At 67.5% G+C, this 15,503-nt stretch carries 9 protein-coding genes; 3 read left to right on the forward strand and 6 right to left on the reverse strand.

The window, feature by feature from the left end; translation table 11 throughout:
* Positions 1–96: 96 nt before the first annotated feature.
* Positions 97–2,292, reverse strand: a complete 2,196-nt coding sequence (gene murJ / locus ACIGWZ_RS27300; protein WP_400069073.1) for a murein biosynthesis integral membrane protein MurJ — start codon at positions 2,290–2,292, stop codon at positions 97–99.
* Positions 2,293–2,338: 46 nt separating this feature from the next.
* Entirely contained in the window at positions 2,339–4,651 is a 2,313-nt protein-coding gene (locus ACIGWZ_RS27305; RefSeq protein ID WP_400069075.1) for a DUF6049 family protein, read from the reverse strand.
* Between the two features lie 181 nt (positions 4,652–4,832).
* Between ACIGWZ_RS27305 and ACIGWZ_RS27310 the strand changes: the two genes are divergently transcribed.
* A complete protein-coding gene (locus ACIGWZ_RS27310) occupies positions 4,833–6,311 on the forward strand; it encodes a CCA tRNA nucleotidyltransferase (RefSeq protein ID WP_400069077.1) in 1,479 nt (492 codons plus the stop codon).
* A 194-nt stretch (positions 6,312–6,505) separates the two neighbouring features.
* Here the strand turns inward: ACIGWZ_RS27310 and ACIGWZ_RS27315 are convergent, their stop codons facing one another.
* The 3 genes from ACIGWZ_RS27315 to ACIGWZ_RS27325 form a co-directional block, all read right to left on the reverse strand.
* Complete coding sequence (locus ACIGWZ_RS27315) at positions 6,506–7,786, reverse strand: MFS transporter (RefSeq protein ID WP_400069079.1); 1,281 nt, start codon at positions 7,784–7,786, stop codon at positions 6,506–6,508.
* Positions 7,787–7,863: 77 nt separating this feature from the next.
* Positions 7,864–8,946 (reverse strand): inositol-3-phosphate synthase, encoded by a 1,083-nt coding sequence (locus tag ACIGWZ_RS27320; RefSeq protein WP_400069081.1) that lies wholly within the window; start codon positions 8,944–8,946, stop codon positions 7,864–7,866.
* 47 nt (positions 8,947–8,993) lie between these two features.
* Positions 8,994–9,668, reverse strand: coding sequence for a PadR family transcriptional regulator (locus ACIGWZ_RS27325; protein WP_400069083.1), 675 nt, complete (start codon positions 9,666–9,668; stop codon positions 8,994–8,996).
* Between the two features lie 361 nt (positions 9,669–10,029).
* Here ACIGWZ_RS27325 and ACIGWZ_RS27330 point away from each other — a divergent pair, with 361 nt between their 5' ends.
* Together ACIGWZ_RS27330 and ACIGWZ_RS27335 are read left to right on the forward strand one after the other, a co-directional pair.
* Positions 10,030–12,699 (forward strand): transglycosylase domain-containing protein, encoded by a 2,670-nt coding sequence (locus tag ACIGWZ_RS27330; RefSeq protein ID WP_400069085.1) that lies wholly within the window; start codon positions 10,030–10,032, stop codon positions 12,697–12,699.
* 139 nt (positions 12,700–12,838) lie between these two features.
* The gene (locus ACIGWZ_RS27335; RefSeq protein ID WP_400069087.1) at positions 12,839–14,329 is read left to right on the forward strand and encodes a glycosyltransferase family 87 protein; all 1,491 of its coding nucleotides are present in this window, start codon (positions 12,839–12,841) and stop codon (positions 14,327–14,329) included.
* An 85-nt stretch (positions 14,330–14,414) separates the two neighbouring features.
* On the opposite strand, the gene ACIGWZ_RS27340 is transcribed toward ACIGWZ_RS27335, so the two are convergent.
* Entirely contained in the window at positions 14,415–15,446 is a 1,032-nt protein-coding gene (locus tag ACIGWZ_RS27340) for an alanine racemase (protein ID WP_400069089.1), read from the reverse strand.
* Positions 15,447–15,503: the final 57 nt, after the last annotated feature.

Raw genomic sequence — 15,503 nt, forward strand, 5'->3', positions numbered from 1 at the left:
CCTCCCCATCCGTTGCAGGCTCAATGAGCCAAGACAATTGTGCCCACAGTCCGCCACTATGCACGACACACGGTGGCGGTCGATGGTTGTGCCCGGTCAGCGCCCCAGCTTGGCGCGGACCATCCCGACCAGGGCATTCAGCTCCTGGATCCGCATCTTCCGGGCGGCCGCGTAGAAGACCGCCAGAAGTGCGGCGCTGCCGCCGACGAGGGCGGCGAGCGAACCGGTGAACCCGCTGCCGAGTGCCTGCATGATGCCGTACACCGCGGCCCCGGAGACGATCGTGGCCGGAATGCTGGCGCCGGCCAGTCGCGCGTAGGTGCGCACGACATGCGCGGTGTCGAGGTCGCCGCCCATCCGCTTGCTCAGGCGGCGCCAGGCCACGCCCACGCCGATGATGTACGCCAGACCGTAGGAGGCCGCCATGCCGATCACTGCCCAGCGCGCGGGAAGGATCAGGAAGCAGAGGGCGGAGGCGGCGGCGTTCACGGCGGCGACGATCACCGTGTTGTAGAAGGGGGTGCGGGTGTCCTCGTACGCGTAGAAGGCGCGCAGGACGACGTACTGCACCGAGAACGGGATCAGGCCTACGCCGAAGGCCATCAGCATGTAGCCCATCGGGATACCGGCGCCGGACGAGCCGTACACCAGGGTGCACAGCGGGATGCCGAGGGACAGGAAGCCGAACGAGATCGGGACGATGGCGACGGCGGAGGTACGCAGTCCCTGGGACATGTCGTCGCGGACGGCCGCGGTGTCGCCGTCGTGCGCGGAGCGCGCCAGGCGTGGCAGCAGCGCCGCCATCACGGAGACCGTGATGATCGCCTGCGGCATGTTCCAGATCAGCTGCGCGCTGGCGTAGGAGATGAAACCGGTGCCGGGGTGGCCCTGCTGGCCGGCGGTGTTACCGGCCCATGTGGAGAGCTGGGTGACGACGAGGACGCCCGCCTGGTTGGCGAGAACGAACAGCACCGTCCACTTGGCGAGCTTGGCGGCCTTGCCCAGGCCATGGCCGCGCCAGTCGAATCGGAGCTGGAGCTTGAAGTCGGCGTCCCGCAGGTACGGGATCATCGCCAGCGCCTGGACGACGAGGCCGAGGAGGGTTCCGATGCCCAGCAGCCGGATGCCCTCGGTGGGGATGGTCGTGACGCCGATGTGGGACGTTTTGGCCGAGCCGTAGACCCAGATGAACAGGCCGAAGGTGGCGATCATGACGATGTTGTTGAGGACCGGGGTCCACATCATCGCGCCGAAGCGGCCGCGGGCGTTGAGGATCTGCCCCATCACGACGTGAATGCCCATGAAGAAGATCGTGGGCACGCAGTAGCGGGTGAAGGCGACGGCAACCTCGTTGGCCGCCGGATCGCGCGAGATGTCGAGCGAGACCAACTTCACCAGGACCGGTGCGGCGACCACGGCCAGGACGGTCAGCGCTCCGAGGATCACGACGACGAGCGTGAGCAGGCGGTTGGCGTAGGCCTCGCCGCCGTCGTCGTCCTCCTTCATCGCGCGGACGAGCTGCGGGACGAAGACGGAGTTCAGACCGCCGCCGATGGTCAGGATGAAGATCATCGTCGGCAGCTGGTAGGCGACCTGCCAGGAGTCACCGAGGACCGCGCCGCCAAGTGCAGCGACGATCAGCGCGGAGCGGATGAAGCCGGTGAGCCGGGACACCATGGTGCCGGCGGCCATCACGGCGCTGGACTTGAGCAGTCCGGAGGCCTTGCCGCCGGACGGCTTGCCGACGGCCGCGGGGGCGGGCTCCGGCGTCGCCGCGGGCTTTAGCGATACGGCCTCCGGCCCCGGTGCACCCGCTCCCCCGGCCGCGGCGACTGCCGGGGCCGGGGCAGGGCGCTGGGGCTCGTAGGGCTGCTGGTCCCGGAAGAGATGCGCGAAGGCGTCGGGCTCCGAGCGCTCGTCGGAGGCCTGGGTGATCAGGTCGTCGACACCCACGAACTGCGTGGTCGCGGCGTCATCGTATGGGGCGTCGGTTCTGCCGCCACGGGAGTCGGCCGGCGCAGGCGTCGGCCAGAACTGCGGATCGGGGGTGTGCTGAGCCGCGGGAGGCTGCTGGTAGAGCGGCTGGGTGTGGCCCAGCGGCGACGGGGGGTGCGCGGCGCTGTCGTACGGCGCTCCGGCGACCGGACCGTGATGCGTCGGGTGCGGGTCGTTGCGGTAGGCGTCCTGGGCGTAGGGGCCGGGAGCTGCGGGCACCTGGGGCGTCGCAGGGACCGGCCCAGCGGGGTCGCCATGGGCGTCCCGGCTGCGGTCACCGTCGTACGGCGCGTTCATCGCTGCCCCATCTCATCCGTCGCGGGCCGTCCGGCCCCGCCATCTATCAACGGTCCACTTTCTCACCTGAGCCGGATGGGTCGGTGCTTTCCGATCCGGTGTCCGGCGTGGGGTCACTCGGCTGCTCGGGCTGGTCGCCGTCCGTGCCGCCGTTGTCGCCGTTCGTGCCCTCCTCGCCGTCCGGGCCTTCGCCGTCGGGTCCGTCCTCGGTGGGCGCCGCGGCCATCCGCTTGCGCTGGAGGTAGATCCGGACGCCTGCGAGGACCAGTAGCAGCACGCCGCCGGCGATGACGAGCATCACGGTCGCGGTGATCTCGGTGACGTTCACCTGGAACGTCATCGGCTCACCGTAGGGCTTTCCGTCCGCCGTGTAGAGCTGGGCGGTCACCCAGGCACGTCCGTTGGCGTTCGCCGTGGTGTCGAACTTGAACGACTGACTGTGCCCGCCGTCCACCTTGATCTGCTGTGACTTCCCCACGTCCAGGCGGTTGGGCTGGGACGAAGTGAGCTTCAGCGTCATGCCCTCGACGCCCTGGACCAGGTTGTTCTGCACCGTCACCGGGATCGTCGCGCTGCGCCCGGAAAGTGTCGCATCCGACTTCTGGATCAGATGGACCTTCTTGGTCAGGCCGTCGAGATAGCCGCGCACGGAGTTACGGAAGGCCCCGGCGCCCGTCGGGTCGCCCCGCCACTCGGTCGACATCTCGCGCAGTATGGCGGTGCCGAACGGGGTCACCACGCGTTCCGGCTGGGCCAGGATCACGCGGTAGTCGTCCAGTGCGGCCTGGGTTTCCTGGATCTGTCGGAAGGCATCGGTGGGGAGTTCTTCCCTGCGCAGCGAGCGCGGGTAGGCGGCGCTGCTCGGTACCTGGCGGGTGGCCGCGGGGTCGGGCTTGGCGTTGGTCGCATCGCTGAGGTCCAGCGGCTGCGTCCACCGCCCCGCGTCCTCCAGGCCCCGCAGGGCGGTGGCCATTGCGCGGGCCTGGGCGGCCGACGGCATGCGCTGGGGGGCGACGACGATGCTGCGCTGCCGGTCCGGGGCCTGGAGGTTGATCATCTGGGTCTGGGCGAGGAATTGCTGGACTGCGCGGGAGGCGTTGTTCGCCTTCGACATATCGCCCTCGAACGCCCGGGACAGCCGCGCGTCCGCGACGACGGCGGTGTTGCCTCCGCCGATGGGCCGGGCCGCGGTCGGCGTGTAGGGCAGTCCACCGGTCTCGCGCAGGCTGTCGCTGCGGGTGATGACGTTGTGCGCACCGGCCGAGGTGGCGACGTCGACGGTGGAGGAGTCGATGGCGCCGTCGACGGGCCAGGCGAAGTCCGTACGCGGTGTGACGCCCAGGACCGTGTCCACGGTTCTGGCAGCGAGGTCGGTGGCCGGCCCGAGGTGGCTGAGCGCGCTGGGGACGCTCTTGCCGTGGTGCGCGAGCGAGGCGAGGTCGGGGTCGGCGAAGGGCAGCGCGATGATTTCGTGCGTCTTCACCGCCTTTCCGAGGTCGTTCAGCCACTGCTTGGCGACGGCCTGGTTCTTGCCCGCGGGGCCGTCCGGGCCGCCGACCTTGTACGCCCTGGTCATCGCATCGACGCTGGCGAGCAGGTCGGGGTCGATGACGAAAGTCACCGGAAGGTTCTTGGCGAGCGCCAGCATCTGCTGCAGCCGGCCGCCGGGCGCGAGCTCCGCGGCGAGATCGTCGTTGCGGAACACCGGCGTCTGCGCGGCGTCGGTCTCGGCGGTGAGATGGGTGGAGGAGATCAGCGGCCACAGGTAGGTGAGCTGGGTCTTCTTGCCGGCTTCCCCGTCCTGCCAGGGCAGGAAGGTCCGGTCGATGCCGAGCACCTGCTCGATGGGCGCGGTCTGGGTGCGCCCTGACAGCGAGACACCGAGCCGATACACACCGTCGTCACCGAGGTCGAGATCCTTCACCGGCACGCTGAGAGAGAAGGAGCGTCTGGCACCGGGATCCAGCTTGTCGATCTTCTCCTTGTGCCCCTTGACCTCCGGCCCATCGACGCCGGGTACATAGCCGGTGCGCTGGGAAGCGGTGTCGATGGAGCTGCGGCCGCCGAGAGATGCGCCACGGTGCATACCGACATGCGCGTTGGTGATGGCGCTGCTGCCGTCGTTGGTCAGCGTGCCGGAGACCGTGACCGTATCCGCCTTGGTGGGAGCGGACGGCGTCATCGACTCGATGGTGACTTCGACCGTGCGGGAGCCCGTCGGGGCGGCTTGTGCCGAGGGGGCTTGCGGGGCCAGCAGCAGGCCTGTGAGCAGGGGTGTTCCGGTGAACAGTGCCACGGTTCTGCGCAGCCATCGGCCGCGCGGCCGTTCAGTCCCCTGGAACCCTGCCGCCTCGGCCACGCGCTCGCCCGTCCCTCGTCGTCGTCAGTGGTCGTCGGAATGTGCGTCCACGAATGGTAACGAGGCCCGCTGTGTCGTAGTGCCGGGGACTGCTCCACATGATCGCCGGGACAGGCCGGAGGCCGCGTCCCCTCTATTAACGTGACGCTTCCTACAGCGCAGCCACGTACCCTGTTCTGTTGTGCCGAACGCCAACAATGACCTCCCCACCCCGCCGTCCGAGCGGATGCCGCAGTCGACGGACGCGTTGAACCATGTCCAGCGCCGTGCCGTGAGTGAGCTGCTGCGGGTCTCCCCCGTTGCGGACGATCTGGCCCGCCGATTCCAGGAGGCCGGGTTCACGCTTGCCCTGGTCGGTGGTTCGGTACGGGATGCGCTGCTCGGCCGGCTCGGCAACGATCTGGACTTCACCACCGATGCTCGCCCCGAGGACGTCCTGAAGATCGTCAGGCCGTGGGCGGACGCCGTCTGGGAGGTCGGCATCGCCTTCGGCACGGTGGGCTGCAAGAAGAGCTCGTTCGACATCGAGGTCACTACCTACCGCTCGGAGGCGTACGACCGCACCTCGCGCAAGCCCGAGGTGTCGTACGGCGACTCCATCGAGGAGGACCTGGTCCGTCGGGACTTCACGGTGAACGCCATGGCGGTGCTGTTGCCGCAGAAGGAGTTCGTCGACCCGCACGGTGGGCTGGAGGATCTGGCATCGCGCGTGCTGCGAACGCCGGGTACGCCGGAGGAGTCGTTCTCCGACGATCCGCTGCGGATGATGCGTGCGGCCCGCTTCGCCGCTCAGCTGGACTTCGAGGTCGCCCCCGAGGTGGTCTCCGCAATGAAGGCGATGTCGGAGCGGATCGAGATCGTCTCCGCGGAGCGCGTACGGGACGAGCTGAACAAGCTGATCCTTGGGGCGCACCCGCGCAAGGGACTCCGGCTGCTCGTCGATTCGGGGCTGGCCGATCGAGTGCTGCCCGAGCTGCCCGCGCTGCAGCTGGAAAGTGACGAGCATCACCGCCACAAGGACGTCTACGAGCACTCGCTGACCGTCCTGGAGCAGGCCATCGATCTGGAAGAGGACGGGCCCGATCTGGTGCTGCGGCTGGCGGCTCTGCTGCATGACATCGGCAAGCCCAGGACGAGGCGTTTCGAGTCGGACGGCCGGGTCTCCTTCCATCACCACGAGGTGGTGGGGGCGAAGATGACCAAAAAGCGGATGACTGCGCTGAAGTACTCAAACGACATGATCAAGGATGTTTCGCGTCTGGTGGAGCTGCATCTGCGCTTCCACGGATACGGGACGGGCGAGTGGACGGACTCGGCGGTCCGTCGCTACGTACGGGATGCCGGCCCAGAGCTGAAGCGGCTGCACAAGCTGACTCGATCGGACTGCACCACCCGGAACAAGCGCAAGGCCAATGCCCTGTCGCGGGCGTACGACGGGCTCGAGGAGCGCATCGCACGGCTCCAGGAGCAGGAAGAGCTGGATGCGATCCGTCCGGACCTGGACGGCAACGACATCATGCAGATCCTGGAGATTGCTCCGGGGCCAGAGGTCGGCAAGGCCTACAAGGCGATGCTGGAACTTCGACTGGAGCGCGGCCCCATGGATCGGGATGAGGCGGTTGCCGCGCTCAAGGAGTGGTGGGCCGCCGCGCAGGACTGAATGTTTCACGTGAAACGGGCGGTCGATGAACCGCCATGTTTCACGTGAAACATGGGGCGATGTTTCACGTGAAACATCGCCCCATGCGCTACCGCCGCCGATGCCGGCGCCGCTGTACTCGATGCGGTCGAGGGATTCTGGCCACGGGCATGGGGCGGTGAGGGCAGGGAAGCTCTCTCACTCCTGAGGCAGCTTCATCCGAGGGGACGCTTGGCCCATCGTCGCCAGGGGCGGACCAATGCCGTGGCGACGATCACGTAGAGAACGGTCACCACGACAAGCAGCACGACGGACCGTCCACTCGGCGGCAGCATGAGCGCCGCGACCGCCGCCGCGCCGACGAAGGCAACGTTGAACAGAACGTCGTAGATGGCGAAGATCCGGCCGCGGAACGCGTCGTCGACCGAGAACTGCACCACCGTATCCGTGGAGATCTTGGTCCCCTGGGTACTGAGGCCGAGGATAAACGCGGCGGTCAGCATCGGCTCGGGGGTGAAGAACAGCCCGAGGGCCGGTACCAGCACGGCTCCCATGGCCGCGCAGCAGGCGATCCATCCGAACGGGTTGAGCCGCTCGACAGCCCAGGGCGTGACGAGAGCGGCCGCGAAGAAGCCCACCCCCGACACCACGACGGTGATTCCGAGCAGAGCCAGACCCTCGGGCTCGGTGTCGGCCCACGAGTAGCGGCACAGCATCAGCACCATGACCGTCAGAGCTCCGTAGCAGAAGCGGATCAAGGTCATTGCCGCCAGGGCGTGGGTGGGCGGGCGCCGCTCCTTGAGATGACGCAGACCATCCACAAGTCCCCGCACGGTGCTCAACAGGGCTTCCCACAGGTGCGGTTGGAGGCGGGAAGGATCGGGCCCGAGGAGCGCCGGTGCCATGCGCAGGGCCGTGAGGGCTGAACAGAGATAGAGGGCCGCGGCAAGCAGCACGACGAAGGCGTCGACATGCGAGCCGGCGAGCCGGACGGCGAATGCGAGCCCGCCGCCGGCCGTCGCGGCGAGCGTTCCGGCCGTGGGAGCAAGGGAGTTGGCCATCACCAGCTGCTGCTCACCGTCGACGACACGGGGCAGCGCGGCCGAAATTCCGGCCAGGACAAAGCGGTTCACGGCCGTCACGGAGAGGGCCGAAGCGTAGAAGAGCCAGTCCGGGACATGGACCACGATCAAAGCGGCGGTCGCGGCGGCCAGCACGGTGCGCAGCAGATTTCCGTACAGCAGGACCTGGCGGCGGCGCCAGCGGTCGAGCAGCACGCCCGTGAACGGCCCGAGAAGAGAGTACGGCAGTAGCAGGATCGCCATGGCGGAAGCGATGTCCGCCGGCGAGGCCTGTTTCTCGGGTGAGAAGACGACGTACGTGGCGAGCGCGACCTGGAAGACGCCGTCCGCGGCCTGGGACTGGAGCCGCACGGCAAGGAGCGAACGGAAGTCGCGTAGCCGGAGTAATACGCGGAGGTCGCGCACTGCATGCATGGCGCCCAGCCTCACACAGCCCGCAGGCCCCCGGGGGGAATTCCCGGGGGCCTGCGCAGGAGGGTGCGGCGAACGCTTTAGCGCTCGACCTCGCCCCGGATGAACTTCTCGACGTTCTCCCGCGCCTCGTCGTCGAAGTACTGCACCGGCGGCGACTTCATGAAGTACGAGGAAGCGGAGAGGATCGGGCCGCCGATGCCCCGGTCCTTTGCGATCTTCGCGGCACGCAGGGCGTCGATGATGACACCCGCGGAGTTCGGGGAGTCCCAGACCTCGAGCTTGTACTCGAGGTTCAGCGGGACGTCGCCGAAGGCGCGTCCCTCGAGGCGGACGTAGGCCCACTTGCGGTCGTCCAGCCAGGCCACGTAGTCCGAAGGGCCGATGTGGACGTTGTCCTCGCCCAGCTCACGGTCCCGGATCTGGGAGGTGACGGCCTGCGTCTTGGAGATCTTCTTGGACTCCAGCCGCTCGCGCTCGAGCATGTTCTTGAAGTCCATGTTGCCGCCGACGTTCAGCTGCATCGTGCGGTCCAGGATGACGCCCCGGTCCTCGAAGAGCTTGGCCATCACGCGGTGCGTGATGGTTGCGCCGACCTGGGACTTGATGTCGTCGCCGACGATCGGGACACCGGCCTCGGTGAACTTGTCCGCCCACTCCTTGGTGCCGGCGATGAACACCGGGAGGGCGTTGACGAAGCCGACCTTGGCGTCGATGGCGCACTGCGCGTAGTACTTCGCGGCGTCCTCGGAGCCGACAGGGAGGTAGCAGACCAGAACGTCGACCTGCTTGTCCTTGAGGACCTGGACGATGTCGACCGGGGTCTCCGCGGACTCCTCGATGGTCTGGCGGTAGTACTTGCCCAGACCGTCGAGGGTGTGACCGCGCTGGACCGTCACGCCGGCGTTCGGCACATCGCAGATCTTGATGGTGTTGTTCTCGCTGGCGCCGATGGCGTCCGAGAGGTCGAGGCCGACCTTCTTGGCGTCGACGTCGAAAGCCGCCACGAACTCGATGTCACGCACGTGGTAGTCGCCGAACTGCACGTGCATGAGGCCGGGCACGCGGCTCTTCGGGTCGGCGTCCTTGTAGTACTCGACGCCCTGTACCAGCGAGGCGGCGCAGTTGCCCACGCCGACGATGGCTACGCGAACCGAACCCATTCCGGTTGCTCCCTGTGTTCTCGATGAGGACCTGGCACCGCAGGGCCTCATGTGGTGGTGTCATCGGACGGATCCGGCCGGGAACCACCCCGGTGCCGGGGCAGGCCGTCCGCATCTTCTGACTTCTTGTCCTGCTCTGCGGGATCCGGTGCGCGCTGATCGCGCCCGGTGCGCTCACTCTCGATGAGCTCGTTCAACCAACGGACTTCGCGCTCCACGGACTCCATGCCGTGACGCTGCAGTTCGAGGGTGTAGTCGTCCAGCCGCTCGCGGGTCCTGGCCAGAGAGGTGCGCATCTTCTCGAGGCGCTCCTCCAGCCGACTGCGGCGGCCTTCCAGCACGCGCATCCGAACGTCCCGCGACGTCTGACCGAAGAAAGCGAAGCGGACGCCGAAGTGCTCGTCCTCCCACGCATCCGGTCCGGAGTGGGCCAGCAACTCTTCGAAGTGCTCTTTGCCCTCTGCGGTCAATCGGTAGACGATTTTTGCCCGGCGCCCTGACAGTGCCGCGGCGGGCGCACCCTCCGGGGCGTCACCCGTCTCCTCGACGAGCCAGCCGCTCGCGACCAGCGCCTTGAGGCAGGGGTAGAGGGTGCCGTAGCTGAACGCGCGGAAGACCCCGAGCGAGGTGTTGAGCCGTTTTCGCAGCTCATAGCCGTGCATCGGAGACTCGCGGAGCAGGCCGAGGACGGCGAACTCGAGGATGCCGGAACGTCTGCTCATCCTCCGCCTCCTTGGCCCGGTGCGTTCTTTATCTCGTGCTGATGTATCGACTCGATACATCCAGACGATAGAACGGTGCCCCGAATGGAACAAGTGGAGGCACGGTGAACGGCGTCACATCACCAATTCGCTCTACTCAACCTGACTGATTTGGAGTGAATTTCAACACTGGGCAGGTTTTGGCGGTGCGTAGTCTGTGCGGCATGCAGACTGCCGGGAACCGTGGGCCGATATCTGGCGTCCCCGTCCTCGGTGTAGTGCGGCCCATGCCTCAGTGGTGGGCCGTGCATCGGGGGGACCTGAAGACAACTGCCGCCTTCAGGCGACGAGAAAGCGCGCCTGCCCGAGGAGTAATCGTTCCATGAGCGAGCACCGTCGCAAACCGCCACAGCCGCAAGGTGGCGGACGTGCCGCGGCCCGACGTGCCGCGCAGCAGTCAACAGGGCGTCGTGCCGCGCCCTCACGAGACTCGGCTGCCGGTCCTCCGCCCACCTCCGATCCGCATGGCCATGAACGGCCGTACGGTGGACGTGCCGAAGCCCGCAGGGCCGCGCAGCGCGGTGGTCGCCGGCGGGGTGCAGATCCCGCTGCGACGGCCGCCGGTGGTGGCTCCGGTGGCCATGGCGGTGGAGGCCGTGGAGGCCGCCGCGCCGGTGGCGGCGGGAACGGCCCCGAGGGAGGGCGAGGGCGTGGTCGCGGTAACGAGAAGCCTGGCAAGAAGCGCTTCATCGACTACCCGCGTGCCCATCGCAGCGGTTGGCGCCGCTTTGTGCCGTCCTGGAAGCAGGTCGCCAGTCTGTGCGTCGGCTTCGCCGGCCTGATCGTCGGAGCGGCCGGGGTCGCGCTGGCCCTGGTGAATGTCCCGGACGAAAACAAGGCCGCCCAGGCGCAGAACAACGTCTATCTCTGGGCCGACGGCTCGGTGATGGCGCGTGACGGTGAGACGAACCGACAGAACGTCACGATAGCTGAAATTCCCAAATCCATGCGGTATGCGGCGATTTCCGCGGAAAATGCGTCGTTCTACGACGACTCGGGTGTCGACCCCATGGGCATCGCGCGTGCCTTGGTCAACATGGCCAAGGGCGGCGAGACCCAGGGTGGTTCGACCATCACGCAGCAGTACGTCAAGAACGCCATGCTGAGCCAGGACCAGACTCTTGACCGAAAGTTCAAGGAGCTGTTCATCTCGATCAAGGTCGGCTGGCGCATGACCAAGAACGAGATCCTCCAGGGTTACCTGAACACCAGCTACTACGGTCGCGGTGCCTACGGCATCCAGGCAGCCGCTCAGGCGTACTACGGCAAGGACGCAAAGGACCTCGAACCGGACGAGGGCGCTTTCCTGGCGACCGTGCTCAAGGGGGCCAACCTGTACGACCCGGCCGGTGGTACAGGGCCGCATGCCACCCGGGAGGAGAACACCAAGCGTGCGAAGGCGCGGTGGGCCTGGATCCTCGACCGGGAAGTCGACAACGGCCATATGACGCAGGCGCAGCGGCGCACGTACCCGATCAGCAAGTTCCCCAAGCCCAAGCAGCCGAAGCCGGTGGCCAGTAAGAGCGGCCAGATCGGCTACTTGATGGACACCGCGAAGAAGTACGTGCTGAAGCATTCGCAGGATCTGAGCGAGGCCAAGTTCGACAAGGGCGGCTACACGATCCATACGACCTTCGACGAGAAGAAGACCACCCAGCTCACGGCCGCGGTGAAGAAGGTCAACAAGCGTTACATCGACGAGAAGAGGCGCGCCAAGGACAAATACGTCCAGTTCGGTGGCGCTTCTGTGGTGCCGGGTGATGGCAAGATCGTCGCGCTCTACGGCGGTGCGGGCTACGACAAGGGGCACTTCAGCAACAACGCCGACACCTATGGTGTGCCGGTCGGCTCGACGTGGAAGCCCTTCGTGCTCGCAGCAGCGCTGGAGAAGGGCACCAGTGAGAGCAACCACCAGCCGATCTCACAGGCCAGCCGGTACAACGGTGATGACCATCTCAAGGTGAAAGACGCGGAAGGCGACTTCGTCCGGAAGCAGGACGACTCGCCCTTCTACCAGGAGAACGAGAGCGCCTATCCCTGGGGTTATATCTCCTTGACCAAGGCGATGGAGCAATCCGTCAACACGCCCTTCGTCCAGCTCGCGATGGACGTTGGGATGAACAACGTGCGGGACATGGCACGCCGGGCGGGGATCTCGGAGGACAGCTTCGACAAGAACCTCAACCCGTCTTTTGCCCTGGGTACCTCCACGCCGAGCGCGATTCGGATGGCCGACGCCTATGCGACCTTCGCCAACCGCGGCACCCAGTACGAGCCGTACTCGGTGACCGAGCTGACGTACAAGGGCGAAAAGATGAGCGGCTTCGAGAAGCCCCGGGCGGCTCAGGCGATGAGCTCCGACATCGCCGACAACGTGACCAATGTGCTGGAAAACGTCATCAAGAACGGAACGGCGAAGAAGGCCCTCCGGCTGGGGATGCCCGCTGCGGGCAAGACCGGCACCACCGACGAGAACAAGTCGGCCTGGTTCGTCGGCTACACCAAGCAGCTTTCGACGGCCATCACGATGTTCCGTGAGGACGCGCAAAATCCGCGTCAGCTGTCGATGAATGGTGTCGGTGGCTTCGACTCGATCCACGGTGGTGCACTGCCCACCGAGGTCTGGACCGAGTACATGATGCAGGCGATGAAGGGCGTCAGCCCGGTCCCGTTCCCGACGGCCGTGCCCATCGGCAAGCGCGTGGACGAGCCGGGCATGCCCGCTCCGACGCCGACCCCCACGCCGTCGGAGACGCCTTCGGAATCCCCCTCCGAGACGCCGAGTGAGTCCGCCTCCCCGGGCGGCTCGCCGACCCCCACCCCGAGCGACACCTGCTCCAGGTGGGACATCGGCTGCGGCGGCAACGGCGGCGGTACGGGCAATGGCGGCGGCAGCGGCGGCGGACCGGGGGGTGGCCCCGGAGGCGGCACAAGTCCGACGCCCGACCCCACAGACGGTGGTGGCATCTTCGGTGGCCCCAACGGCAGCTAGCGGCAATGACCGCGCGATGTTTCACGTGAAACACGGCAACCGTTTCACGTGAAACATGGAGTCACGAAGCCCCCGACCCGGGATGACCGGGCGGGGGCTTCGCCGTATTCGGCCCAGGGCGGTACGGCAGGATGGGGCCATGACGAGCGTGCGACAGGACGAGCCTGTACGGCCGACGAAGCGGGATGAGGTGGCGGCGGCCGGGAGCGAGCTGATCGGCGGGCCGATCGGCCGGCGCGTGCTGCTCGGGACGAGTTGGCTGACGCCGGTGCGGGTCATCGCGCTGGTCGCGATCGGCGTGTTCGCGCTCGGCATGGTTCAGAAGCTGCCCTGCTACAACGGCGGATGGTTCTTCGGCGCCACGACCCAGTACACCCATGCCTGCTACTCCGACATTCCCCATCTCTACGCGGGGCGGGGTTTCGCCGATGGGCTGATCCCGTATTTCCAACGGCTGCCCGGCGACATGGAGTATCTCGAGTACCCCGTCCTGACCGGTCTCTTCATGGAGGTCGCCTCGTGGATGACCCCCCGCCCGGGAACGATTCAGGACCGCGTACCCAGTGAGCAGATCTACTGGTTGGTCAACGCCGGGATGCTGATGGCGTGTGCCGCCATCATGGCGGTCTGTGTGGCCCGTACCCACCGCCGCCGCCCCTGGGACGGACTGCTGGTCGCCCTGGCGCCCGCCTTCGCCCTTACTGCCACCATCAACTGGGATCTGCTCGCGGTCGCTCTGACCGCTGCAGGGATGCTGATGTGGTCGCGCAGCCGCCCGCTGGCGGCCGGCGTACTGATCGGCCTGGCGACCGCGGCAAAGCTGTACCCGGTGCTGTTGCTGGGTCCGTTGCTGGTGCTGTGCTGGCGCGCGGGAGCCTGGCGGGCGTACGGCAGAGCCCTCGCCGGCGCCGTGGCGGCCTGGCTCGTGGTGAATCTGCCGGTGATGATCACGCACGATGCGGTCGGGTTCCACATCCGGGAGGGCTGGGCCAAGTTCTACACCTTCAGCCAGGAGCGGCCGATCGACTTCGGCTCGCTCTGGCTACTGATCTCACAGCGGACCGGAAACCCCCTGGAGAACGCCAACACCTACGCCACGCTGCTGATGATCGTCGGCTGCGGCGTCATCGGTCTGCTCACCCTCTACGCCCCGCGCCGGCCGCGCTTCGCGCAACTCGCGTTTCTCGTCGTGGCGCTGTTCATCCTCACGAACAAGGTCTACTCGCCGCAGTACGTCCTGTGGCTGATCCCGCTCGCCGCACTGGCCCGCCCGCGCTGGCGGGACTACCTGATCTGGCAGGGCTGCGAGGTCATGTACTACCTGGGGATCTGGATGTACCTCGCCTACACGAGCAACGGCGACAAGCATCAGGGGCTGCCGCCCGAGGGCTATCAACTCGCCATCGTGCTCCACCTCTTGGGCACGCTCTACCTGTGCGCTGTGGTCGTACGGGACATCCTGATGCCGGAGCGCGATGTGGTGCGCAGGGACGGGGACGATGACCCGTCGGGCGGCGTCTTGGACCGGGCGCCCGATGTGTTCGTGCTCGGGCGGGCAGCCCACGAGCCGCGGCACGCGGCGCACTTCGTAGAGGCTCCGAAGGTGCGCTGGGGCGCCGTACGGAAGTGACCCCGGCATCGCCGCGGGTACGCATCGGGCCCGGTTGCGCAGAGGATGTCTGCGGAACCGGGCCCTTGGCGTGATGGAGGCCTGGTCAGCGGTCCACGATGCGGTCGAACTGGGTGGTGGTGTGCCGCAGGTGGGCCACCAGCTCCTCGCCGACCTGGGGCTCGGGCGCATCCCCCGGAACGAACAGGATCGACACCTGCATGTGCGGCGGCTCCGCGAACCAGCGCTGCTTACCGGCCCACACATACGGCGCCAGGTTTCGATTGACGGTCGCGAGGCCCGCTCGCGCCACGCCCTTGGCGCGTGGCATCACACCGTGCAGCGCCTTGGGGGACTCCAGACCGACGCCGTGGGAGGTGCCGCCGGCCACCACGACCAAGTAGCCGTCGGAGGCCGCCTTCTGCTGGCGGTAGCCGAAGCGCTCCCCCTTCGCGACACGGGTCACATCGAGTACCGAGCCGCGGTATTCGGTGGCCTCGTGGTCGCCGAGCCACAGGTACGTGCCGATCCGCGCCCGGAAGCGGGTCTGCGGGAACTGCTGCTGGAGACGGGCGAGCTCCTGCGCCTTGAGGTGGCTGACGAACATGGTGTGGAGCGGCAGCCGGGCGGCGCGCAGCCGGTCCATCCAGCCGATGACCTCCTCGACGGCGTCGGACCCGTCGGCGCGGTCGAGCGGCAGATGGATCGCGAACCCTTCGAGCCGGACGTCCTCGATGGCCGTGGCCAGCTTCGGCAGGTCCTCCGGCTTGACGCCGTGCCGCTTCATGCTGCTCATGACCTCGATGACGACCCGGGCGCCGACCAGGCCACCCACCCCCTCGACCGAGGAGACCGAACGGATCGCCCGGTCCGGCAGCGGCACCGGCTCCTCACCGTGCCGGAAGGGGGTCAGGACGAGCAGGTCGCCGCTGAAGAAGTCCTTGATGCGCGCCGCTTCGTAGGTCGTCCCGACCGCGAGGATGTCGGAACCGAGGCGGGTTGCCTCCTCGGCGAGGCGCTCATGGCCGAAGCCGTATCCGTTGCCTTTGCAGACCGGGACCAGCCCGGGGAACTGCTGGAGCACGCTCTGCTGGTGTGCCCGCCAGCGCGCGGTGTCGACGTAGAGAGTGAGCGCCATGGCCGGGCCCGGGACCTTTCTCGTAGCTGGGTGACTCAGGGTACGAACGGTGCGGTG

The sequence above is a fragment of the Streptomyces sp. NPDC053427 genome (assembly GCF_044544985.1).
GTDB lineage: Bacteria > Actinomycetota > Actinomycetes > Streptomycetales > Streptomycetaceae > Streptomyces.

Excerpts from the sequence above, each read along its gene's own strand:
- murJ (WP_400069073.1), bottom strand. The coding sequence starts at position 2,292 with ATGAACGCGCCGTACGACGGTGACCGCAGCCGGGACGCCCATGGCGAC.
- ACIGWZ_RS27335 (WP_400069087.1), top strand. The coding sequence starts at position 12,839 with ATGACGAGCGTGCGACAGGACGAGCCTGTACGGCCGACGAAGCGGGAT.
- ACIGWZ_RS27320 (WP_400069081.1), bottom strand. The coding sequence starts at position 8,946 with ATGGGTTCGGTTCGCGTAGCCATCGTCGGCGTGGGCAACTGCGCCGCC.
- ACIGWZ_RS27330 (WP_400069085.1), top strand. The coding sequence starts at position 10,030 with ATGAGCGAGCACCGTCGCAAACCGCCACAGCCGCAAGGTGGCGGACGT.
- ACIGWZ_RS27325 (WP_400069083.1), bottom strand. The coding sequence starts at position 9,668 with ATGAGCAGACGTTCCGGCATCCTCGAGTTCGCCGTCCTCGGCCTGCTC.
- ACIGWZ_RS27340 (WP_400069089.1), bottom strand. The coding sequence starts at position 15,446 with ATGGCGCTCACTCTCTACGTCGACACCGCGCGCTGGCGGGCACACCAG.
- ACIGWZ_RS27315 (WP_400069079.1), bottom strand. The coding sequence starts at position 7,786 with ATGCATGCAGTGCGCGACCTCCGCGTATTACTCCGGCTACGCGACTTC.